At 67.7% G+C, this 16,547-nt stretch carries 15 protein-coding genes; 9 read left to right on the top strand and 6 right to left on the bottom strand.

Features of this window, described 5'->3' with window-relative positions:
* Positions 1-99 precede the first annotated feature (99 nt).
* Together ACL9RL_RS09110 and ACL9RL_RS09105 are read left to right on the top strand one after the other, a co-directional pair.
* Positions 100-1,404 (top strand): hemolysin family protein, encoded by a 1,305-nt coding sequence (locus ACL9RL_RS09110; RefSeq protein ID WP_422780139.1) that lies wholly within the window; start codon positions 100-102, stop codon positions 1,402-1,404.
* Positions 1,401-2,450, top strand: a complete 1,050-nt coding sequence (locus ACL9RL_RS09105; RefSeq protein WP_422779922.1) for a hemolysin family protein — start codon at positions 1,401-1,403, stop codon at positions 2,448-2,450. The genes ACL9RL_RS09110 and ACL9RL_RS09105 overlap by 4 nt, the downstream gene beginning before the upstream one ends.
* 282 nt (positions 2,451-2,732) lie before the next feature.
* Here the strand turns inward: ACL9RL_RS09105 and ACL9RL_RS09100 are convergent, their stop codons facing one another.
* Positions 2,733-3,824, bottom strand: coding sequence for an NADH:flavin oxidoreductase/NADH oxidase (locus ACL9RL_RS09100; RefSeq protein ID WP_422779921.1), 1,092 nt, complete (start codon positions 3,822-3,824; stop codon positions 2,733-2,735).
* A gap of 62 nt (positions 3,825-3,886) precedes the next feature.
* Positions 3,887-4,510 carry an HAD family hydrolase gene (locus ACL9RL_RS09095; RefSeq protein ID WP_422779920.1) on the bottom strand — a complete coding sequence of 208 codons (624 nt, stop codon included), beginning with the start codon at positions 4,508-4,510 and terminating at the stop codon, positions 3,887-3,889.
* 142 nt (positions 4,511-4,652) lie between these two features.
* Between ACL9RL_RS09095 and ACL9RL_RS09090 the strand changes: the two genes are divergently transcribed.
* The 6 genes from ACL9RL_RS09090 (at position 4,653) to ACL9RL_RS09065 (ending at position 10,494) form a co-directional block, all read left to right on the top strand.
* Complete coding sequence (locus tag ACL9RL_RS09090; RefSeq protein ID WP_422779919.1) at positions 4,653-5,666, top strand: ADP-dependent NAD(P)H-hydrate dehydratase; 1,014 nt, start codon at positions 4,653-4,655, stop codon at positions 5,664-5,666.
* Between the two features lie 149 nt (positions 5,667-5,815).
* Complete coding sequence (locus tag ACL9RL_RS09085) at positions 5,816-6,352, top strand: hypothetical protein (protein ID WP_422779918.1); 537 nt, start codon at positions 5,816-5,818, stop codon at positions 6,350-6,352.
* Positions 6,336-7,259, top strand: a complete 924-nt coding sequence (locus ACL9RL_RS09080) for an FAD:protein FMN transferase (RefSeq protein WP_422779917.1) — start codon at positions 6,336-6,338, stop codon at positions 7,257-7,259. Before ACL9RL_RS09085 ends, ACL9RL_RS09080 begins: the two co-directional genes overlap by 17 nt.
* Entirely contained in the window at positions 7,256-8,800 is a 1,545-nt protein-coding gene (locus tag ACL9RL_RS09075) for an FAD-dependent oxidoreductase (protein ID WP_422779916.1), read from the top strand. The genes ACL9RL_RS09080 and ACL9RL_RS09075 overlap by 4 nt, the downstream gene beginning before the upstream one ends.
* A gap of 95 nt (positions 8,801-8,895) precedes the next feature.
* A complete protein-coding gene (locus ACL9RL_RS09070; RefSeq protein ID WP_422779915.1) occupies positions 8,896-10,173 on the top strand; it encodes a glycosyltransferase 87 family protein in 1,278 nt (425 codons plus the stop codon).
* A gap of 3 nt (positions 10,174-10,176) precedes the next feature.
* Entirely contained in the window at positions 10,177-10,494 is a 318-nt protein-coding gene (locus tag ACL9RL_RS09065) for a thiamine-binding protein (protein WP_422779914.1), read from the top strand.
* Between the two features lie 347 nt (positions 10,495-10,841).
* Here ACL9RL_RS09065 and ACL9RL_RS09060 read toward each other — a convergent pair whose 3' ends face one another.
* On the bottom strand, positions 10,842-11,564 hold the full coding sequence (locus ACL9RL_RS09060; protein WP_422779913.1) for a hypothetical protein: 723 nt from the start codon (positions 11,562-11,564) through the stop codon (positions 10,842-10,844).
* A gap of 420 nt (positions 11,565-11,984) precedes the next feature.
* Between ACL9RL_RS09060 and ACL9RL_RS09055 the strand changes: the two genes are divergently transcribed.
* On the top strand, positions 11,985-13,253 hold the full coding sequence (locus tag ACL9RL_RS09055; protein ID WP_422779912.1) for an MFS transporter: 1,269 nt from the start codon (positions 11,985-11,987) through the stop codon (positions 13,251-13,253).
* A gap of 215 nt (positions 13,254-13,468) precedes the next feature.
* Here ACL9RL_RS09055 and ACL9RL_RS09050 read toward each other — a convergent pair whose 3' ends face one another.
* Genes ACL9RL_RS09050 through ACL9RL_RS09040 form a run of 3 tightly spaced genes read right to left on the bottom strand, consistent with a single transcriptional unit; the run spans position 13,469 to position 16,520 of the window.
* A complete protein-coding gene (locus tag ACL9RL_RS09050; RefSeq protein ID WP_422779911.1) occupies positions 13,469-14,119 on the bottom strand; it encodes a response regulator in 651 nt (216 codons plus the stop codon).
* Positions 14,116-15,348, bottom strand: coding sequence for a hypothetical protein (locus tag ACL9RL_RS09045; RefSeq protein WP_422779910.1), 1,233 nt, complete (start codon positions 15,346-15,348; stop codon positions 14,116-14,118). The genes ACL9RL_RS09050 and ACL9RL_RS09045 overlap by 4 nt, the downstream gene beginning before the upstream one ends.
* Entirely contained in the window at positions 15,345-16,520 is a 1,176-nt protein-coding gene (locus tag ACL9RL_RS09040) for a sensor histidine kinase (RefSeq protein ID WP_422779909.1), read from the bottom strand. Before ACL9RL_RS09040 ends, ACL9RL_RS09045 begins: the two co-directional genes overlap by 4 nt.
* Positions 16,521-16,547: the final 27 nt, after the last annotated feature.

Genomic DNA, 16,547 nt, shown 5'->3' with positions numbered 1-16,547 from the left:
GCACAATGGACGACCCTCCTCCTGATAGTTCCGACAGTTCGCCCACCCACAGACCCCGCTCCGCGCGCGTAGGGGGTGCCCGTGCTTTATGAGTGGATCATGCTCGGCGTCGGACTCGTCCTGACGCTCGGCACCGGCCTGTTCGTCGCCTCGGAGTTCGCACTCGTGAACCTCGACCGCGCGGACCTCGAAGCCAGACGCGACCGAGGCGAGAGCCGCCTCACCATGACGATCGCGGCGCTCAAGCTCACCTCGACGCACCTGTCGAGCGCGCAGCTCGGCATCACCCTCACCACGCTCCTGACCGGTTACACGATGGAGCCGGCGATCTCCTCGCTCCTCAACGGTCCGCTCACGGCCCTCGGCATCCCCGACGGGGTCGTGGTCGTGGTCGCGAGCATCTCCGCGATCGTGATCGCCACACTGCTCAGCATGATCATCGGTGAGCTCGTGCCCAAGAACTTCGCGCTCGCCCTGCCCCGCCAGACGGCGAAGATCGTGATCCCGTTCCAGACGGCGTTCACCTTCGTGTTCAAACCAGCGGTCGTCGTGCTGAACGGCAGCGCGAACGGGCTCATCCGTGCATTCGGCGTCGAACCGAAGGAAGAGCTCTCCGGCGCGCGCACGGCGGAGGAACTGTCCTCCCTCGTTCGACGCTCCGCCATCGAGGGGACCCTCGAAGCCGACACCGCGACGCTCCTGAACCGCACGCTGCTGTTCTCCAACCACACGGCGTCCGATGTGATGACGCCGCGCCCGCGCATCGCCTCCATCCAGAAGGGCGAACCGGCGCAGGCCGTCCTCGAACTCGCGCGCACCACGGGCCACTCCCGGTTCCCGGTGACAGACGAGGACGTCGACGACGTCATCGGCGTCGTCCACGTGAAGCAGGCCATCGCGGTCCCGCGGGAGCGTCGGGCGGAGGTCCCGGTGTCTGCGCTGCAGTCGCCGGCGCTCCGCGTGCCGGAGACCATGAAGCTCGACGTGCTGCTCAGCCAGCTGCGCGGCCGCGGCTACCAGATGGCCGTCGTCGTCGACGAGTACGGCGGAACCGCCGGCGTCGCGACGCTTGAAGACCTCGTCGAGGAACTCGTCGGCGAGGTCGCGGATGAACACGACCGCACGCGGGCCGGGGTCGTCCGCGGACGTGATTCGATCACGTTCCCAGGCAGCCTCCGCCCGGACGAACTCCTCGAACGCGCCGGAGTCAACGTGCCGGAGGACGGGCCGTACGAAACCGTCGCCGGATACGTCATGAGCGTCCTCGGACGCCTCGCGGTCGTCGGCGACGTCCTCGAACTCCCCGACGGCGTGCTGCGGGTCGAACGATTGGACGGCCGACGCATCGACCGCATCCGCTTCACCCCCAATCCGGAACCGACCGAGGACGGTGATGCAGCATGAGCGACTGGGCAGGCCTTGCATGGCTCTTCGTGCTGCTGCTCGCCAACGCGTTCTTCGTCGGCGCAGAATTCGCCGTCATCTCGGCGAGGCGCTCGCAGATCGAGCCGCTCGCCGAACAGGGCAAACGCAGCGCCAAGACGGCGCTGTGGGCGATGGAGCACGCGACGCTCATGTTGGCGACGAGCCAGCTGGGCATCACGGTGTGCTCGCTGCTCATCCTGAACGTCTCCGAGCCGGCGATCCACCACCTCCTGGAGATCCCGCTGCACCTCACGGGGCTGCCGGAGGAGAGCATCGGGACGATCGCGTTCATCATCACGCTGCTCCTCGTGTCGTACCTGCACGTGGTGTTCGGCGAGATGGTGCCGAAGAACCTGTCGTTCTCGGTCCCGGACCGTGCCGTGCTACTGCTCGCGCCGCCGCTCGTGTTCGTCGGGCGAGTGTTCCGGCCGATCATCGTCGCGCTGAACGCCGTGTCCAACGCGATCGTGCGCCTGTTCGGCGTTGAACCGAAGGACGAGGCTGCGAGCGCGTTCACCCTCGACGAGGTCGCGACCATCGTGAACCAGTCGACGCGCGAGGGCGTGCTGACCGACTCGACGGGGGCGCTCGTCGCCGCGTTCGAGTTCACCGAGAAGAAGGTGCGCGATGTCGCACTGCCGTTGCGCTCGATCATCACGCTCCCCGAGACGGCGACGCCGTCGGATGTGGAGCGTGCGGTCGCAACCTACGGCTACTCGCGGTATGTGATCGTCGACGAGGAGCAGGCGCCGCTCGGCTATCTGCACCTCAAGGACGTGCTGCGATTCGACGACCTGGCGGACAACGGCGACGAGTCGCGACCTGTCCCGGCGAAGCGGATCCGTCAGCTCGTGTCGGTCTTCGAAGGCTCGGACGTCGAGGACGCCCTGACCACGATGCGCCGCTCGGGGGCGCACGTCGCCCGGGTGTTCGACGAGGAGGGCAACACGACCGGTGTGCTGTTCCTCGAGGACATCATCGAGGAACTGGTCGGTGAGGTGCAGGACGCCACGAGGCGTCGCTGATCCGTCGAGTGGCCCTCGGTTCCGGACAGGCTCCGGTCTCGACGGTCCACTCAGGCCACGACCTGTATCCCGCGATTTGGCATAACTCCTTCAAATCGGCGGTGCCGACAGAAAGACCCCCGGAAATCCGGGGGTCTTTCTGTTTCGCCGTGCAGATTGAAGGAGTTATGCGCGTGTGTGGTCGGTGAGGGATCGCGGGTTTGGGCGGCACTGCGGGGCGGCTGCGCTGCGGGGACGGCGGGAGAGCGGGGAGGGCGGTCGGGTCAGGAGCTGGTCAGCTGGTCAGGCGCGGGGCTTGGCCCGGAGGTACTGGCCGGGCCAGATGGCGGCCTGGACCTCGGCTGAGGCGCCGAGTTCCTCGGCGGCCCGAAGCGGGAAGTGCGGCTCGCGCAGGGCCTGACGGGCGACGAGGACGGCATCCGCCTGTCCGTTCGCGATGATCGCCTCGGCCTGGGCAGGCTCCGAGATGAGTCCGACCGCGCTCGTCGGCACGCCGGATGCCCGCACGTGCTCCGCGAAGCGCACCTGATAACCGGGACCCACCGGGATCACCTGTTCGGCGATGATGCCGCCGGAGGAGATGTCGAAGAAGTCCGCGCCGTGCTCGTTCGCCCAGCCGGCGACGGTGGCGATGTCGTCCTCGTCGAGTCCGCCAGGGGTCCAGTCGGTGGCCGAGAACCGGACGAAGAGCGGCAGCTCGGGCGGGACGACCTCCCTGACGGCGTCGACGACGCGGAGCAGGAGTCTGGCGCGATTCTCCAGGCCGCCGCCGTACTCGTCGGTGCGATGGTTGGCGAGCGGTGACAGGAACTGGTGCAGGAGGTAGCCGTGGGCGGCGTGCAGCTCGATGACCTCGAATCCGGCGTCGACAGCGCGGACCGCCGCTTCCTGGAAATCGGAGACGACGCGGTCGATGCCGTCTCGGTCGAGTTCGATCGGTTCATCGGACCCCGTGAATGCCACGGCGGACGGTGCGACCGTTTGCCAGCCGCCCTCTGCCACGGGGACGGTTCCGGTCCCTGTCGTGCCCCACGGCGCGTACGAGGAGGCTCGTCGCCCGGCGTGCGCGAGCTGGATGCCTGGGACGGCGCCGTGCCGCCGGAGGAATGCCGTGACCGGCTTCCACGCATCGCGCTGCTCGTCATTCCAGATGCCCGTGTCCTGCGGGGAGATCCGGCCCTCCGGGCTCACGGCCGTCGCCTCGGTGAGGATGAGGCCGAAGCCTCCGGCAGCAAACTGTCCGAGGTGGACGAGCTGCCACGTGGTGGGCACGCCGTCCTGCGCCTCGACGGAGTACTGGCACATCGAAGCGACCCACAGACGGTTGCGAAACTCGACGCCTCGGAGGCGGTACTGGTCGAACAGGGACGGCATTGGGCTCCTCTGATGCTCTGGCGTCGTGCTGGACGGAGTCCGCATGCCTCGTGGCCGGCGGACTACGGCGTTTGCGACAACCCCATCAGGAAGTCGCGCATTCCCGCCGCGCCGGTGAAGTGGTGTGCAGTGCCGCCGACGGCGATGGCCGCCTCGACGTTCTCGACGCGGTTGTCGATGAACACGAACTGGTCCGCGGTGATCCCGAGCGCGTGGATGGTCTCGATGTAGATGGCAGGATCCGGCTTCACGAGGTCCATCTCCGCGCTGACGAACACCCGCTCGAAGAAGCGCGAGAGCGGACCGTGCCGGTAGAAGCCGCCGAAGTCGGTGCCGGCGTTGGAGAGGATGGCGAGGCGCGTCCCGCCGGCGTGGAGCTCTGCGATGGCGTCGAACACCTCCGTGTTGATGCTCAACCAACTCCGGAAGTCCGCGATCCAGAGACGTTGGATGGTGGCATCGGACCAGCTCGCGCCCACCTCCTCACGGATGGTGTTCCAGTAGTCGACGATGCTCAGCGAACCGAGGTCGAGGGCGTCGCGGTGGTGCCAGTACGGCGGCCAGAACAGCTCGGCGTCGACGTCGGCGATGGCGAGGATCGCGTCGCGGTCGGCTTGCACCGGGGTGACGGAGATGACCTCGCCGTAGTCGAACACGACCACCCGGCCTGGGATGCTGATCGGCATGGACCGTCCTTTCGGTTGACTCCCAACGCTAGCCGAAGCGCATGCCGCGGAGCCGTTCTCCACAGGCTCGGATTCTCGACCCGTTCCTCCACATCCCGATGAGACCGGGTGCCGGTCGAAGCGTTCGCCGTATCGTATGGGCATGACCGAATGGAACGAGCGGGATGAGCGGGACGAACGGACAGAGCCGAGTGAGCCGAGCGGGTCACCCGAGTGGACGGCGTGGACCGAAGCGCAGGCAGCCGAGTGGATCGTCCATCCGGTGCCGTCGGACGACAAGTACTCGCGCGGCGTCCTCGGCGTCGTGACGGGTTCTGAGCGGTATCCGGGCGCCGCCGTCATCGGCGTGGAGGCCGCGGCAAGGACCGGCGTCGGCATGATCCGATACCTCGGCGCTGCGCTGCCGACCTCGCTCGTCCTGCAGCGCAGGCCGGAGGTCGTGACCGCGACGGGACGGGTGCAGGCGTGGCTCGTCGGCTCCGGTCTGGACGCGGATGTGTTGACCGGCGACGAGGCAGAACGGATCGTCGCCGCGTTGCGGTCCGAGGTGCCGACGATCGCCGATGCCGGCGCGCTGCGTCACGTCGTCGCGGCGCGGGCCGTTCGTGCGCCAGGGACGGCTCCTGCGGCGGAGCGGTGGGACGAAGATGAAGCCTGGCGCATCGTTGTCACGCCGCACGCCGGAGAACTGGTCAGGATGCTCGGCGACCTCGGGATCGCATCGGACGTCGCTTCCGTGCACGCCGATCCGGTCGGGTCGGCGGTCCAGGTCGCCAGTGCCCTCGGTGTCGTTGTGGTGCTGAAGGGTGCGGTGACCCACGTCGCGGCCCCCGACGGCAGCGGCATCACGGTCACCGGCGGTCCGGCCTGGCTTGCGACGGCCGGTTCCGGCGATGCGCTCGGGGGCATCCTCGGCGCGCTACTGGCGACGAACGCGTCGCGGATCGCCGCCGACCGGCGGGCGCTCGTGGGCGTCGCAGCAACGGCTGCGATGCTGCACGCGCTCGCAGGCCGAGCGGAAGCCGCCAACGGACCGCTTGTGGCGCTCGATGTCGCAGAGGCAGTGCGGGGCGTCGTCGCATCGCTCATCGCGGACGTCGGGTCCTCCGGCAGGCCTGTCGGCGAGCCTGTCGGACAGGGGGAGCCGCCACGCTGAGACACGGGTCACGCAAGGCTGACGGGGATCGCACGAGGCCGCCGACCGACCGGTAGAGATCGATTCCCAGCCTGCTACGAGGTCCCACACAGAAACCACCAACAGACTTGGATTCCGCAGTTCTGCAGTCCACCATGAGGAGCCCCACGATGAACCGTTCAACGTCTGCGACCACCACCCCGGAGGGCGGGCCGCGGCTCACCCGCTCGGCCGGCAAGGCCACCATGGTGGCATTCGTCGGCCTGGCGCTCGCCGGCACCCTCGCCGGTTGCGCATCCGCCGCCGATGCCTCAGGAACGGCGACGGGAAGCACAACGGACACCACGACCACCGCCCCGACCGCAGCAGCGACCACCGGCGGTTCAGACGCCGCCGCATCCGGTGCGACGTACAAGGACGGCACCTACACCGCGAAGGGCAGCTACCAGTCGCCAGGCGGCGACGAGGGCCTCACCGTCACCCTCACACTCGCCAAGGACGTCGTGACGAAGGTCGACGTCGTCTCCGGCGCCGTCAGCCCGAACGGCAAGCATTACCAGGCGCAGTTCATCTCCGGCATCCAGGCGGAAGTGGTCGGCAAGGACATCGACCAGCTCAAGGTGTCGAAGGTCGCCGGATCCTCGCTCACGAGCGGCGGATTCAACGAAGCCGTCGACGAGATCAAGGCGGATGCCCAGGCCAAGTGATCGGGTGATCCGCGCGGGGCGGCCATTCGACGCGATCGGCACCACCTGGCAGATCGACGCCGAACGGCCGCTCTCCGCGGAACTCGCACAGGCCATCGACGACCTCGTCGAGCGGTTCGACCGCACCTACTCGCGGTTCCGCGGCGATTCCGTCGTCTCGCGATTCGCCGCTGGTCCGACGAGCGAGCGGTTCCCGACGGACTCGGTCCGGCTGTTCGCGTTCTATCGCGAGCTGTTCGACGCGACGTCAGGTGCCGTCAGCCCGTTCGTGGGGGCATCGCTCGAACGCCTCGGATACGACGCCACGTACTCACTGACCCAAGCGGGGCAGCCCGTCGCCGCTCCGCTCTGGGACGACATCGCCCGCTGGGACCCTGAGACGAGGACCCTCACGACAACACAGCCCGTCGTCATCGACGTCGGTGCAGCCGGCAAGGGGCTGCTCGTCGACCTCATCGGTGAACTGCTCGCGGCCGACGGACTCCGCCGCTTTACGGTCGACGCGTCCGGCGACCTCCTGCATCGACAGCCCTCTGACGATGCGGACGGCACAGGGGGAGCGGTCGACGGGTTGCGGATAGCGCTCGAGCACCCCTACGACCCGTCGAAGGCGATCGGTGTCGCCACCATCACCGGTGGGTCGCTGTGTGCATCCGCCACGAATCGGCGGGCGTGGGGCAACGGCCTCCACCATGTGATCGACGGTCGCACAGGCCTGCCGACCAACGAGGTCGCGGCCACCTGGACGACCGCTGCCGATACGATGCACGCGGACGGTCTCGCGACCGCACTGTTCTTCACCGACCACACCACGCTCTCCACTCGATTCGCGTTCGAGAGCGTTCGCATGTTCACCAGCGGCCTCGTCGACTACTCGGCCGTATTCCCAGGGGAGTTGTTCACATGATCGGAGCCGGTCGCCTCGGCTATCTGCTGGACACCGTGCTCGGGCGCGTCACGATGTACCGGCTGGTCACGCTCTCGCTCGGGACGATCGCGCTCCTCGCGTTCATCCTCTCGCTCACCGGGACCCTCGCGTACACCCCGCTCGCCCTGCTCGCATCGCTCGCTGTGATCCTCCTGGTCGGATACGGGTCGAACCGGCTGTTCGGCCTGCTCTTCCGGGTGCGCCCGCACAGCGAATCGGCGGTCATCACCTCGCTGCTGCTGTTCTTCATCTTCTTCCCGACGTCCGACCCGTACGCACTGCTGTGGCTCGGGATCGCGTCGATCGTCGCGCAGGCGAGCAAATACCTCATCGCCGTCCGGGGCAGACACATCGTGAACCCGGCCGTGGCAGCGGCGGTCGTGATGGGACTGGTCGGTGGCTCAGGCGTGACCGGACCGTCCGCATCGGCCTGGTGGGTCGCGAACCCCTACCTGCTGCCGGCCGTCGTCGTCCTCGCGTTCCTCGTGCTGTACCGCACCCGCAAGCTCACCATGGCGCTCCTGTTCATCGTGGTCGCCTGGGTGCTCGTGACCGTTCGGCTCCTGATGAGCGCGCAGACCGTCGATGCCGCCCTCGCGACGCCCGTCATCTCCTACCCGATCGTGTTCCTCGCGGCGTTTATGCTCAGCGAGCCCCTGACCCTCCCGCCGCGCAGATGGCAGCAGCTCGTCGAAGCGGTCGTCGTCGCAGTGGTGTTCTCGGTGCCGTACTCGTTCGGTCCCGTGTTCTCCTCGCCGGAGCTCGCCCTCCTCGTCGGCAACCTGTTCGCGTTCGCCGTCGCGGCGAGGAGCGGCATCCGGTTGCGGCTCGAACGCACAACGAAGCTCACCCCGACGTCCGTCGAATACACCTTCTCGGCAACGAGGCCCGTCGCCTTCCGGGCCGGCCAGTACCTCGAACTCACCGTCCCGCACCGCCGAGCCGACGTCCGTGGAACGAGGCGTGCGTTCAGCATCGTGTCGCCGCCGGAGGACGGGACGACGCTCCGGGTCGCGATGCGCGTCCCGGAGCGCGCGAGCTCGTTCAAGCGCGCGCTCGCGACGCTCCCCGTCGGCGGCACGATCAGCGCGACGGGCGTGTGGGGCGATTTCACGCTCCCGCGGGATGCGGCCAGGCCGCTCCTGCTCATCGCGGCCGGCATCGGCGTGACCCCGTTCGCCAGCCAGCTCTCGCAGCTGCACCTGCGCGGCGAGCAGCGGGACGTCGTGGTCGTCTACGTCGTCTCGGATCCGGCAGAGCTCGCGTACGCGGCCGAACTCGAGGCGTGGGGCGTGCGCGTCTTCGTCGGCGCCGCCGAAGCGCCTGCGCACCTCCCGGTCGGTTGGACCTATCTCGGGCCTGGGCGCATCGATCATGACCGACTGCTGGCGGCTGTGCCGGACCTGACGTCGCGGGAGGTCCTCATCTCCGGTCCGCCGTCGATGGTCGACGGGCTCCGGCCGGCCCTCCGCGGCGTCGGCGTGACGCGCGTGCGCTCCGACGTGTTCAGCGGGTACTGAGCGACGCCTTCGGCCCGGAGGGCGTCGCCGCGCGCGATGGCGCGCTCTCATCCGATCCACAGCGCGAGGACCGCACCGGCCCCTAGGATGGGTCCGTGACTCGCCGATGGCTTCTCTGGTCCGGCTTCGCCGTGGTCCATGTCCTCCTCATCTGGTTGTGCCTCGCAGCACCCGGGCAGCCGATCGGCGACGTGACGGGTGTCTACCTGCCGTGGGTCGAGAACGCGGTGAGCGGCGGACCGATCCCGGGCGTCGACGTGAGCTTCGTGTATCCGATCCTCGCAATCGTCCCGATGCTGATCCCACTGCTCGCAGGGCCGGCCTGGTACGGCTTCGCCTGGGTCGTCCTCGTGTCGATCCTGAACGCCGTCGCGTTCGGGGTGCTCATCGGGAACGGCGCGTCGAAGCATCGGACGGCTGCCGCCTGGTGGTGGCTCGGCTTCCTCGTGCTGCTCGGGCCGATCGCACTCGGGCGCATCGATTCGGTGACCGTCCCCATCGCGATCCTCGGCCTGCTCTGGGCCGCCGGGCGTCCACGACGCGCCACGATCCTGCTGACGCTCGCCGCGTGGATGAAGATCTGGCCGGCCGCACTCGTCGGTGCGCTGGTGATCGCGTTGCGTCGCAGGCTCACGGTGCTGCTGACGGCCGTGATCACGGCCACGGCGGTGCTCGTCGTCGGGTTCGCGATCGGAGGCTCGCACGTGCTCAGCTTCGTCACGGAGCAGACCGGTCGCGGGCTCCAGGTCGAGTCGCCCATCGGCAACATCTATCTGTGGATGGCGGTCGCCGGTGTGCCTGGGAGCGGGGTCTACTACGACCACCAGATCCTCACGTTCCAAGTCTCCGGGCCGGCGGAAGCCGCCGTCGCATCGATCATGACGCCGATCCTCGCCGTGGCCGTGCTCGCGGTCATCCTCGTCGGGATCCTCGCGGTGCGACGCGGACGCCACGTCGTACAGGTACTGCCGGCGCTCTCACTTGCCTTCGTCCTGACCTTGATCGTGTTCAACAAGGTCGGTTCGCCACAGTTCGTGACCTGGCTCGCCGCGCCGGTCATCCTGGGGATCGTGTATCGGGGCCGCCGCTTCGCGACCCCGGCTCTGCTCGCACTCGCGATCGCCGCGCTCACCCAGATCTTCTACCCGTACCTGTATGTCGCCCTGTTGAGTGAGAACCCGGCGCTCGTGACCGTGCTGACGCTGCGCAACGTCGCCTACTTCCTGCTGCTCGGCTGGGCCGTCTGGTCGCTCATCGTGCCGCCGAAGACCGAACCGGTGTTCGGTCAGGGCCGGCCCGCCCGCGCGCACGCCCCGCACACCGCACACAACCCGATCGGACCGGTCCGTCCGGTCGGTCAGAATCTGGAGTGACCCATGCTCGTAGCCTTCTCCGTCGCACCATCCGGAAACGGCAATGCGGACGGCTCCGTCCACGACGCCGTTGCTGCTGCCGTCGCGGTCGTCCGTGAATCCGGCCTGCCGAACCACACCGACTCGATGTTCACCACGATCGAGGGCGAGTGGGACGAGGTGTTCGACGTCGTGAAGCGTGCGACCGAGGCTGTCGGTGCGTTCGGGAGCCGCGTGTCGCTCGTGTTGAAGGCCGACATCCGCCCGGGCTACACGGGCGAGCTCGACGCGAAGGTCGAGCGGCTCGAGGTCGCACTCGAGGAGCGGGCGTCCGCGGAGTAGGTCCGCGGGTAGCTGCGACTCACCTCCCGCTCCGGCGCCCCCGCCTGAGACAAGGAGAACCGCACGAGGGAAGGACGATCTGCGCAGATCGTCCTTCCCTCGCGCGGTTCTCCTTCTGCCGTGTTGCTCCTGTGCCGTAATGGCAGAGGCGTGGCAAGGTGCTGGAAGCTACGTGCGTCGCACTCGTCGCTCTCAGCGCAGTGCACCGGTTGTCGGGATCTCGTTGCCGTTTGCGTGCGATATGGAAAAGGCAAGCCGCGTGAGGGAAAGACGGGCTGGGCAAGACGCCTTCCGCTCGCGCAGTTCCGTGTCTACGACTAGATCAAGCTCCTCACGCTGAAGTGCAGCTAGGCGTGGGAATTCGCATAGTCGATGCAGGCGATGATGACACCCTCAGAGATTCCGATGACGGCGGCGAGACAAGCAGCGCAGGCGATGCCGAACGTTACGACACAGGCTGCGCCACACAAGCCGCTCAGCAGTGCAATTATCCAAGCAGGAACGCCCGTGTTGTTGAGGCATTTGCCGAGTTCTCCCCACCAGTCGCCGCTTCCTTTTGCGTCGAGCAGAGTTGTCGCGTCTCCGACATTCTTGGCTGCTGCCGCAGCAGTGATGTGTTCGAAGAAAATCTGCGTGGTGTCCTGCCAGGCACGGAGGGACCCGCCGCCTGCTCCGTCCTCCGTGAATTGCAGTTCAACGGTGTTTGCGACCTTCCCGTCGGCGGTGAAGAGCACTGTGTAGCTTGATTGCGTCGAGATACCGGCACCCGCGAGAGGGAACCGTACGGCAGCCAGGCCGTCACTCATGGTGATCGTCTGCGCACCCACGACATCGACAACACCGTCCCCACGCACGTCTACGTGCTCACTAGCCGCGCTGACATAGTCAGAGACCACGCCATTCGTGCTCGTTGCCGTTGCTGCGTGCCCAACTGCTTCTTCGATGAAGTGCGCAATCGATGCTCCGCTTGCGGCATCCTGTGGAGGCGCCGCCCCGAGGGTCGCGAGGGAGAGCGCGAACGCTACTGCCGAAGCGACGACGGCGCGACGCTGATTCGATTTGGTGATCATGTGATTCTCCTTTGACTCAATGCGAAGCATGCGAGAGCAGAGATCGCCGTGATTGGGCAGAGCACCCAGAACAGTACGGTGAACGGCGATTGGAGCGTCGTTGCGAGTACCGGCAGCGTTCCCGCGAGAAGCGTCAGTCCGACCCCCAGTCCACGGAGGTAGTTGCGCTCACCGGGGGTCGGAGTTCCACGTCACTTTCCAAAGGAATCACCTCTTCATTCAGCGATGTCAGTCGCGTCGGCTTCGGGCCTTCGCTGTTGTCGGTTTTGTAACCGTATTTTCCGAAGTCTTTTACGTCTAGACATTATTGATGTATGTACCTTTTGTGATGAGAATGTTGCCGTATAGACATCACTTGTCGCAGGACGCAGTGTATCGAATCGATTCGATGGGCGAGGGGAGTGGCCCTATACTTTCGCTATGCCCACCACCATGGACGGGTCGACGCAGCTGTCGCCGACCCGCATTCGTCTTGCCCTCTTAGCGCTCGCCGTGGGCGCGTTCGGCATCGGCACGACCGAGTTCGTCGCCATGGGGCTGCTGCCCAACATCGCGAACGACCTCCTGCCTGACCTCTACGCGACGAGTCATGAGCAGGCGAACGCGCAGGCAGGGCTCCTCATCACGGCATACGCGCTCGGCGTCGTCGTCGGTGCGCCGACGATCGCGGCGCTCGTCGCCAGATTCCAGCGGCGCAAGGTGCTCATCTGGTTGGGCGTCGCGTTCACGGTCGCGACCCTGGCATCGGCGGTCCTGCCGAGCTTCGGCCTCGTCCTGGCGTCGCGGTTCATCGCCGGCCTGCCGCACGGTGCGTACTTCGGCATCGCGGCACTCGTCGCCGCGAGCCTGATGGGCCCCGGGAAGCGGGCCCGCGGTGTCGCGCTCGTGCTGACGGGACTCACGATCGCCAACGTCATCGGCGTTCCGTTCGCGACCTGGGTCGGGCAGAGTCTCGGCTGGCGGTCGGCGTACGTCATCGTCGCCATCATCTTCCTGCTCGCCACGATCGCGATCTGGTTCGCGGTGCCGGCTCAGCCCGGAAATCCTGGACAGACGATGCGCAAGGAACTCGCGGTGTTCAAACGCACGCAGGTGTGGTTCGTGCTCGCGATCGGGTCGATCGGGTTCGGCGGACTGTTCGCCGTCTACAGCTACGTCGCCCCGCTCGTGACCGAGATCACGAAGGCGCCGGAGACGCTCGTGCCGTGGGTCCTCGCGACGATGGGACTCGGCATGACGGCGGGCAACCTCGTCGGCGGACACTTGGCGGACAAGAGCGTGCAGAAGACCCTGTACCTGTTCTTCTCGCTCATGATCGTGATGCTCGTCGCGCTCGCCCTGACGGCCGCATGGATCCCGACGCTGTTCCTCTTCATCTTCGCGGTCGGATTCTCCTCGCAGGGGATCGGGCCGACCATCCAGACGCGTCTGATGGACGTCGCCCGCGACAGCCAGTCCATTGCAGCGGCCCTCAACCACTCCGCGCTCAACATCGGGAACGCGATGGGCGCGCTCTTCGGCGGCCTCGTCATCGCCGCCGGGTTCGGCTACCTGTCGCCGGTGTGGCTGGGCGCCGGGATGACGGTCGCAGGGCTCCTGCTCGTGATCCTGAGCTTCGCGGTCGAGCGCAGCCGTCAGCGTCGCGGCATCGTCACCGGGGCGATCGCGACGGCCGGCGCACGCGGGTAACTGGCAGTCTCCCGGGTCAGCGCGATGCGCTCGCGCGAGCGCGGGGTGGATCCGCACCGCGCTCGCGGCGAAAACGCGCACTCGGCGTGTGGACCCGCCGTGGGCGCATGGACCCGCGGTCGCGACACGGGCCCGCGCGTGCGCGAGCGCATCGCGCTGGGGACCGGGACAGCGACCGAACGGGACCGAACGGGACCGGTCGCGACCGGACGAGACTAGTCGACGATGATGCCGTCGACGATGGCGCGCTTGCGCAGCGCGACCTTCGTCCCGACGTCGATGCCGGCGTTCCGGTACTTCTCGCGGATGCGCTTGAGGTAGCTCTTCGCGGTCTCGTCGGAGATGCCGAGGTTCTCAGCCACCATCTTCACCGGCTCGCCCGCGGCGTAGAGCGCCATCACACGTCGCTCCTGCGCGCTCAGACGAGGCCCTGAACCCGTGGCGCCGCTCGCGAGCGCGAGGTCCAGCTCCGGGGAGATGTACGACTCGCCGCGCGACGCAGCACGGAGGGCGTGCACGATGGTCTCGGCGTCCTCGCTCTTCGCGAGGTAACCGAGCGCACCAGCGGCCAGCGCCTCCCGCACAACGGCCGGATCGCTGTACGTGCTCATGAGCACGGTCGTGACACCGGTCGTCTTGAGCGTCGCGAGCTTGACCGCGACCGGGACGTTGTCCTTCAGGTCGACGTCGAGCAGCAGGACGTCGACCGGGAACTCCGGATGCGTGAGCAGCTCGGGCCAGGACGGTGTGACCACAACGACTTCGATGTCCTCCGCGACGCTCCGGATCCACTCCGTGAGCGCGCCGAGCAGCATCCGGTGGTCATCGACGATGCCGATCCGGATCCGTGTGTGCTGTGACGTCATTGACGTTCCCCTTTCCGCTGACTCGCGGCAGGATTGTCGACGAAGCTGTCGATCTCGATCCTGATGCGAGATTTCTGGTACGTGTCCGCATAGCTGCCGACGCGGCTGAGCGCCTCCCACACGGCTGGTTCCACCTTGGCGCGCTGGATGCCGGTCGCTTCGAGTGCGATCGGGATCGTGAGCGGGCCGGGTCGACCCTGGTGTTCCGTGCGGTCGAGCGGTCCGAGCGTCAGGACAGCGGTTGCCCCCTGCGCGTCGGTCTCCCCGAGGAGCAACCATACTGCAGAGAGCAGGCCATCCCGCTGATCTGTTGAGAGATACGTCGCGAGTCGTTCTGGGTCGCGGAGGCGTGCGCCGTCCGCGAGGACCGTCGATTCGGTGAACGCGTGCTCGAGCCAGGTCTCGCGGCCACCACGCGTCAGATGCCGGCGGAGTTCGGTGGCGAGGCGCGATGCGCGCGCGGCGAGCTCCGGGCTGAGCGGGAGGGCGACGGAGCCGTCCGCGACGCCGTCGAACAACTCCTCGGCCTCGAGGTCGAGTGTCACGAGCTCTTCGGAGTCGAAGAAGCCGAGGGCGTCCCTCGCGCTCGCAACCGTGCTCGCGACCATCACCCGGTCGAGTTCCCTGCGGACGATCCGCCGGTACTGCGAGACGATGGCCGAGGCGATGAGCGGGGGCGCGATCGTGATGGCGCCGACGAGGATCTCGATGCCGAGGGTCACGCTCGATGCGCGTGCCTCGGTGAGGAGCGCGAGGACGAGGAGGATGCCGAGGGTGACGCTCGCGACGACGATGTCGCGGACGGGGCGCAGGGTGACGGCGGCGAGCAGCACACCGCCGACCGCTGCCGCAGCCGTCGGATACAGGCCGATGACGTTCTGCCCCCACACCGCGACGAGGTCGAGGACGACGACGACGCCGAGTTCCACGAGCAGCACCGTGAACACCCGGTCCGAGAGGTGGAAGCCGTCGCGGCGCACGAGCAGCAGCGTCGAGCCGATCGCGAAGATGAGGATCACCCACGCCAGGAGGGCGAGCATCGGATCGGGGTGGTACGGCAGGTACAGGACGAACCGGACCAGCGCGTACAGCACGAGGACGAGCCCGGACACCGACAGTCCGACGCCGAGCTGACTCGTGCCGAGCGTCGACCGCTGCCGGTCGAGGGCGCGCCGGTGACGGTATCGCTTCGTTGGACTGGTCGGGTCAGGCATCGTCTCGGAGGTCACGACTGCGGCACCTCCAGGATGACGGTCGTGCCGGCCCCTGGCGCGGCGAACACGCGTGCACGCCCGCCGACGTCCTCGATGCGGGCGATGACCGATTCAGCGATGCCCAGCCGCCCTGGAGCGACGGTGCGCGGGTCGAAGCCGTCGCCGGTGTCGGTCACGAGGAGTCTGACGGTCGACTCGTCGCTCGAGACGGTGACGTCCGCCGTGTCGACGCCGGCATGGCGCCTGACGTTCTCCAGGCATTCGCTGAGGGCGAGGAGGAACGCTTCGCGAACGGGCTGCTCCAGTTCGACCCGGCCGCCTCCGTACACGTTGACGGAGAGTCCGCGTGCGAGGAATCGTTCCGTGACGGTGCTGATGCCGTCGTCGAGCGACATCTCCGGGCCGCGCTGCAGGATGTACGTGCCGGAGGAGACGGGGGTGAGCTCCTCGCCGAGCCGGAGGCTGCGGAGCAGGTGTGCGTCATCCCGCGCCTGCGATCGGAGGGCCTCCTCGTCGACGCCCTTGCCGGAGTGCGCGAGCAGGGTCAGGGTTGCGAGCGCCGTGTCGTGGAGCAGCCTGGCGTCCTGTCTGCGCTGGGCTTCTGCCTGACTCGCGACCCGTTCCGTGTTGAAGGCGTTGCCGATCGTGTCGACGCGGCGGATGAGGCGCGGGATACTCGAAGCGAGCCACAGGGCGAACGCCCCGATCGTGATCCACATCACGAAGGTCAGCCCGACGGCGGACAACGACCCGCCCGTCTGGACGGTGACGAGGGAGACGGTGACGATGGTCACGGCGAAGAGGCCGAGCAGCAGCGGCCACGCCGGACGAGGGGTGACGAGCCTCGCGGTGATCGACCCCATCCCGAAGGCCGCGATGATCCCGGCGGCGCTGACGGCGGCGACGTTGTCGGTGTTCCGTCCGACCTCCGACGACCCGCCGATGACCACGAGGATCGTGAGGCCGATGACGAACAGGACGCCGATCCAGATGAGATTGGTGTACCGCTCGGCCGCGATGTGCGCGAGAGCGAGCGCTGCGATGAGCGCGAGGAGGACGATGTACGTCGTCGGCGTCACCACTCCGGGCACGCTGAGTATCACGGCTGCGGTCACGCACCCTGCGAGACCGAACAACCGCGTCGTCCGCAGCAGCAATCGCCGCTGAATCCTCGCCACGCGTTCCATGGAGATGCACCTCTGGAGTCACCTTAT

Source organism: Plantibacter sp. Mn2098, from assembly GCF_049319745.1.
In the GTDB taxonomy this organism is placed as follows: Bacteria; Actinomycetota; Actinomycetes; order Actinomycetales; family Microbacteriaceae; genus Plantibacter.
This window is presented reverse-complemented; position numbering and strand designations above follow the sequence as displayed.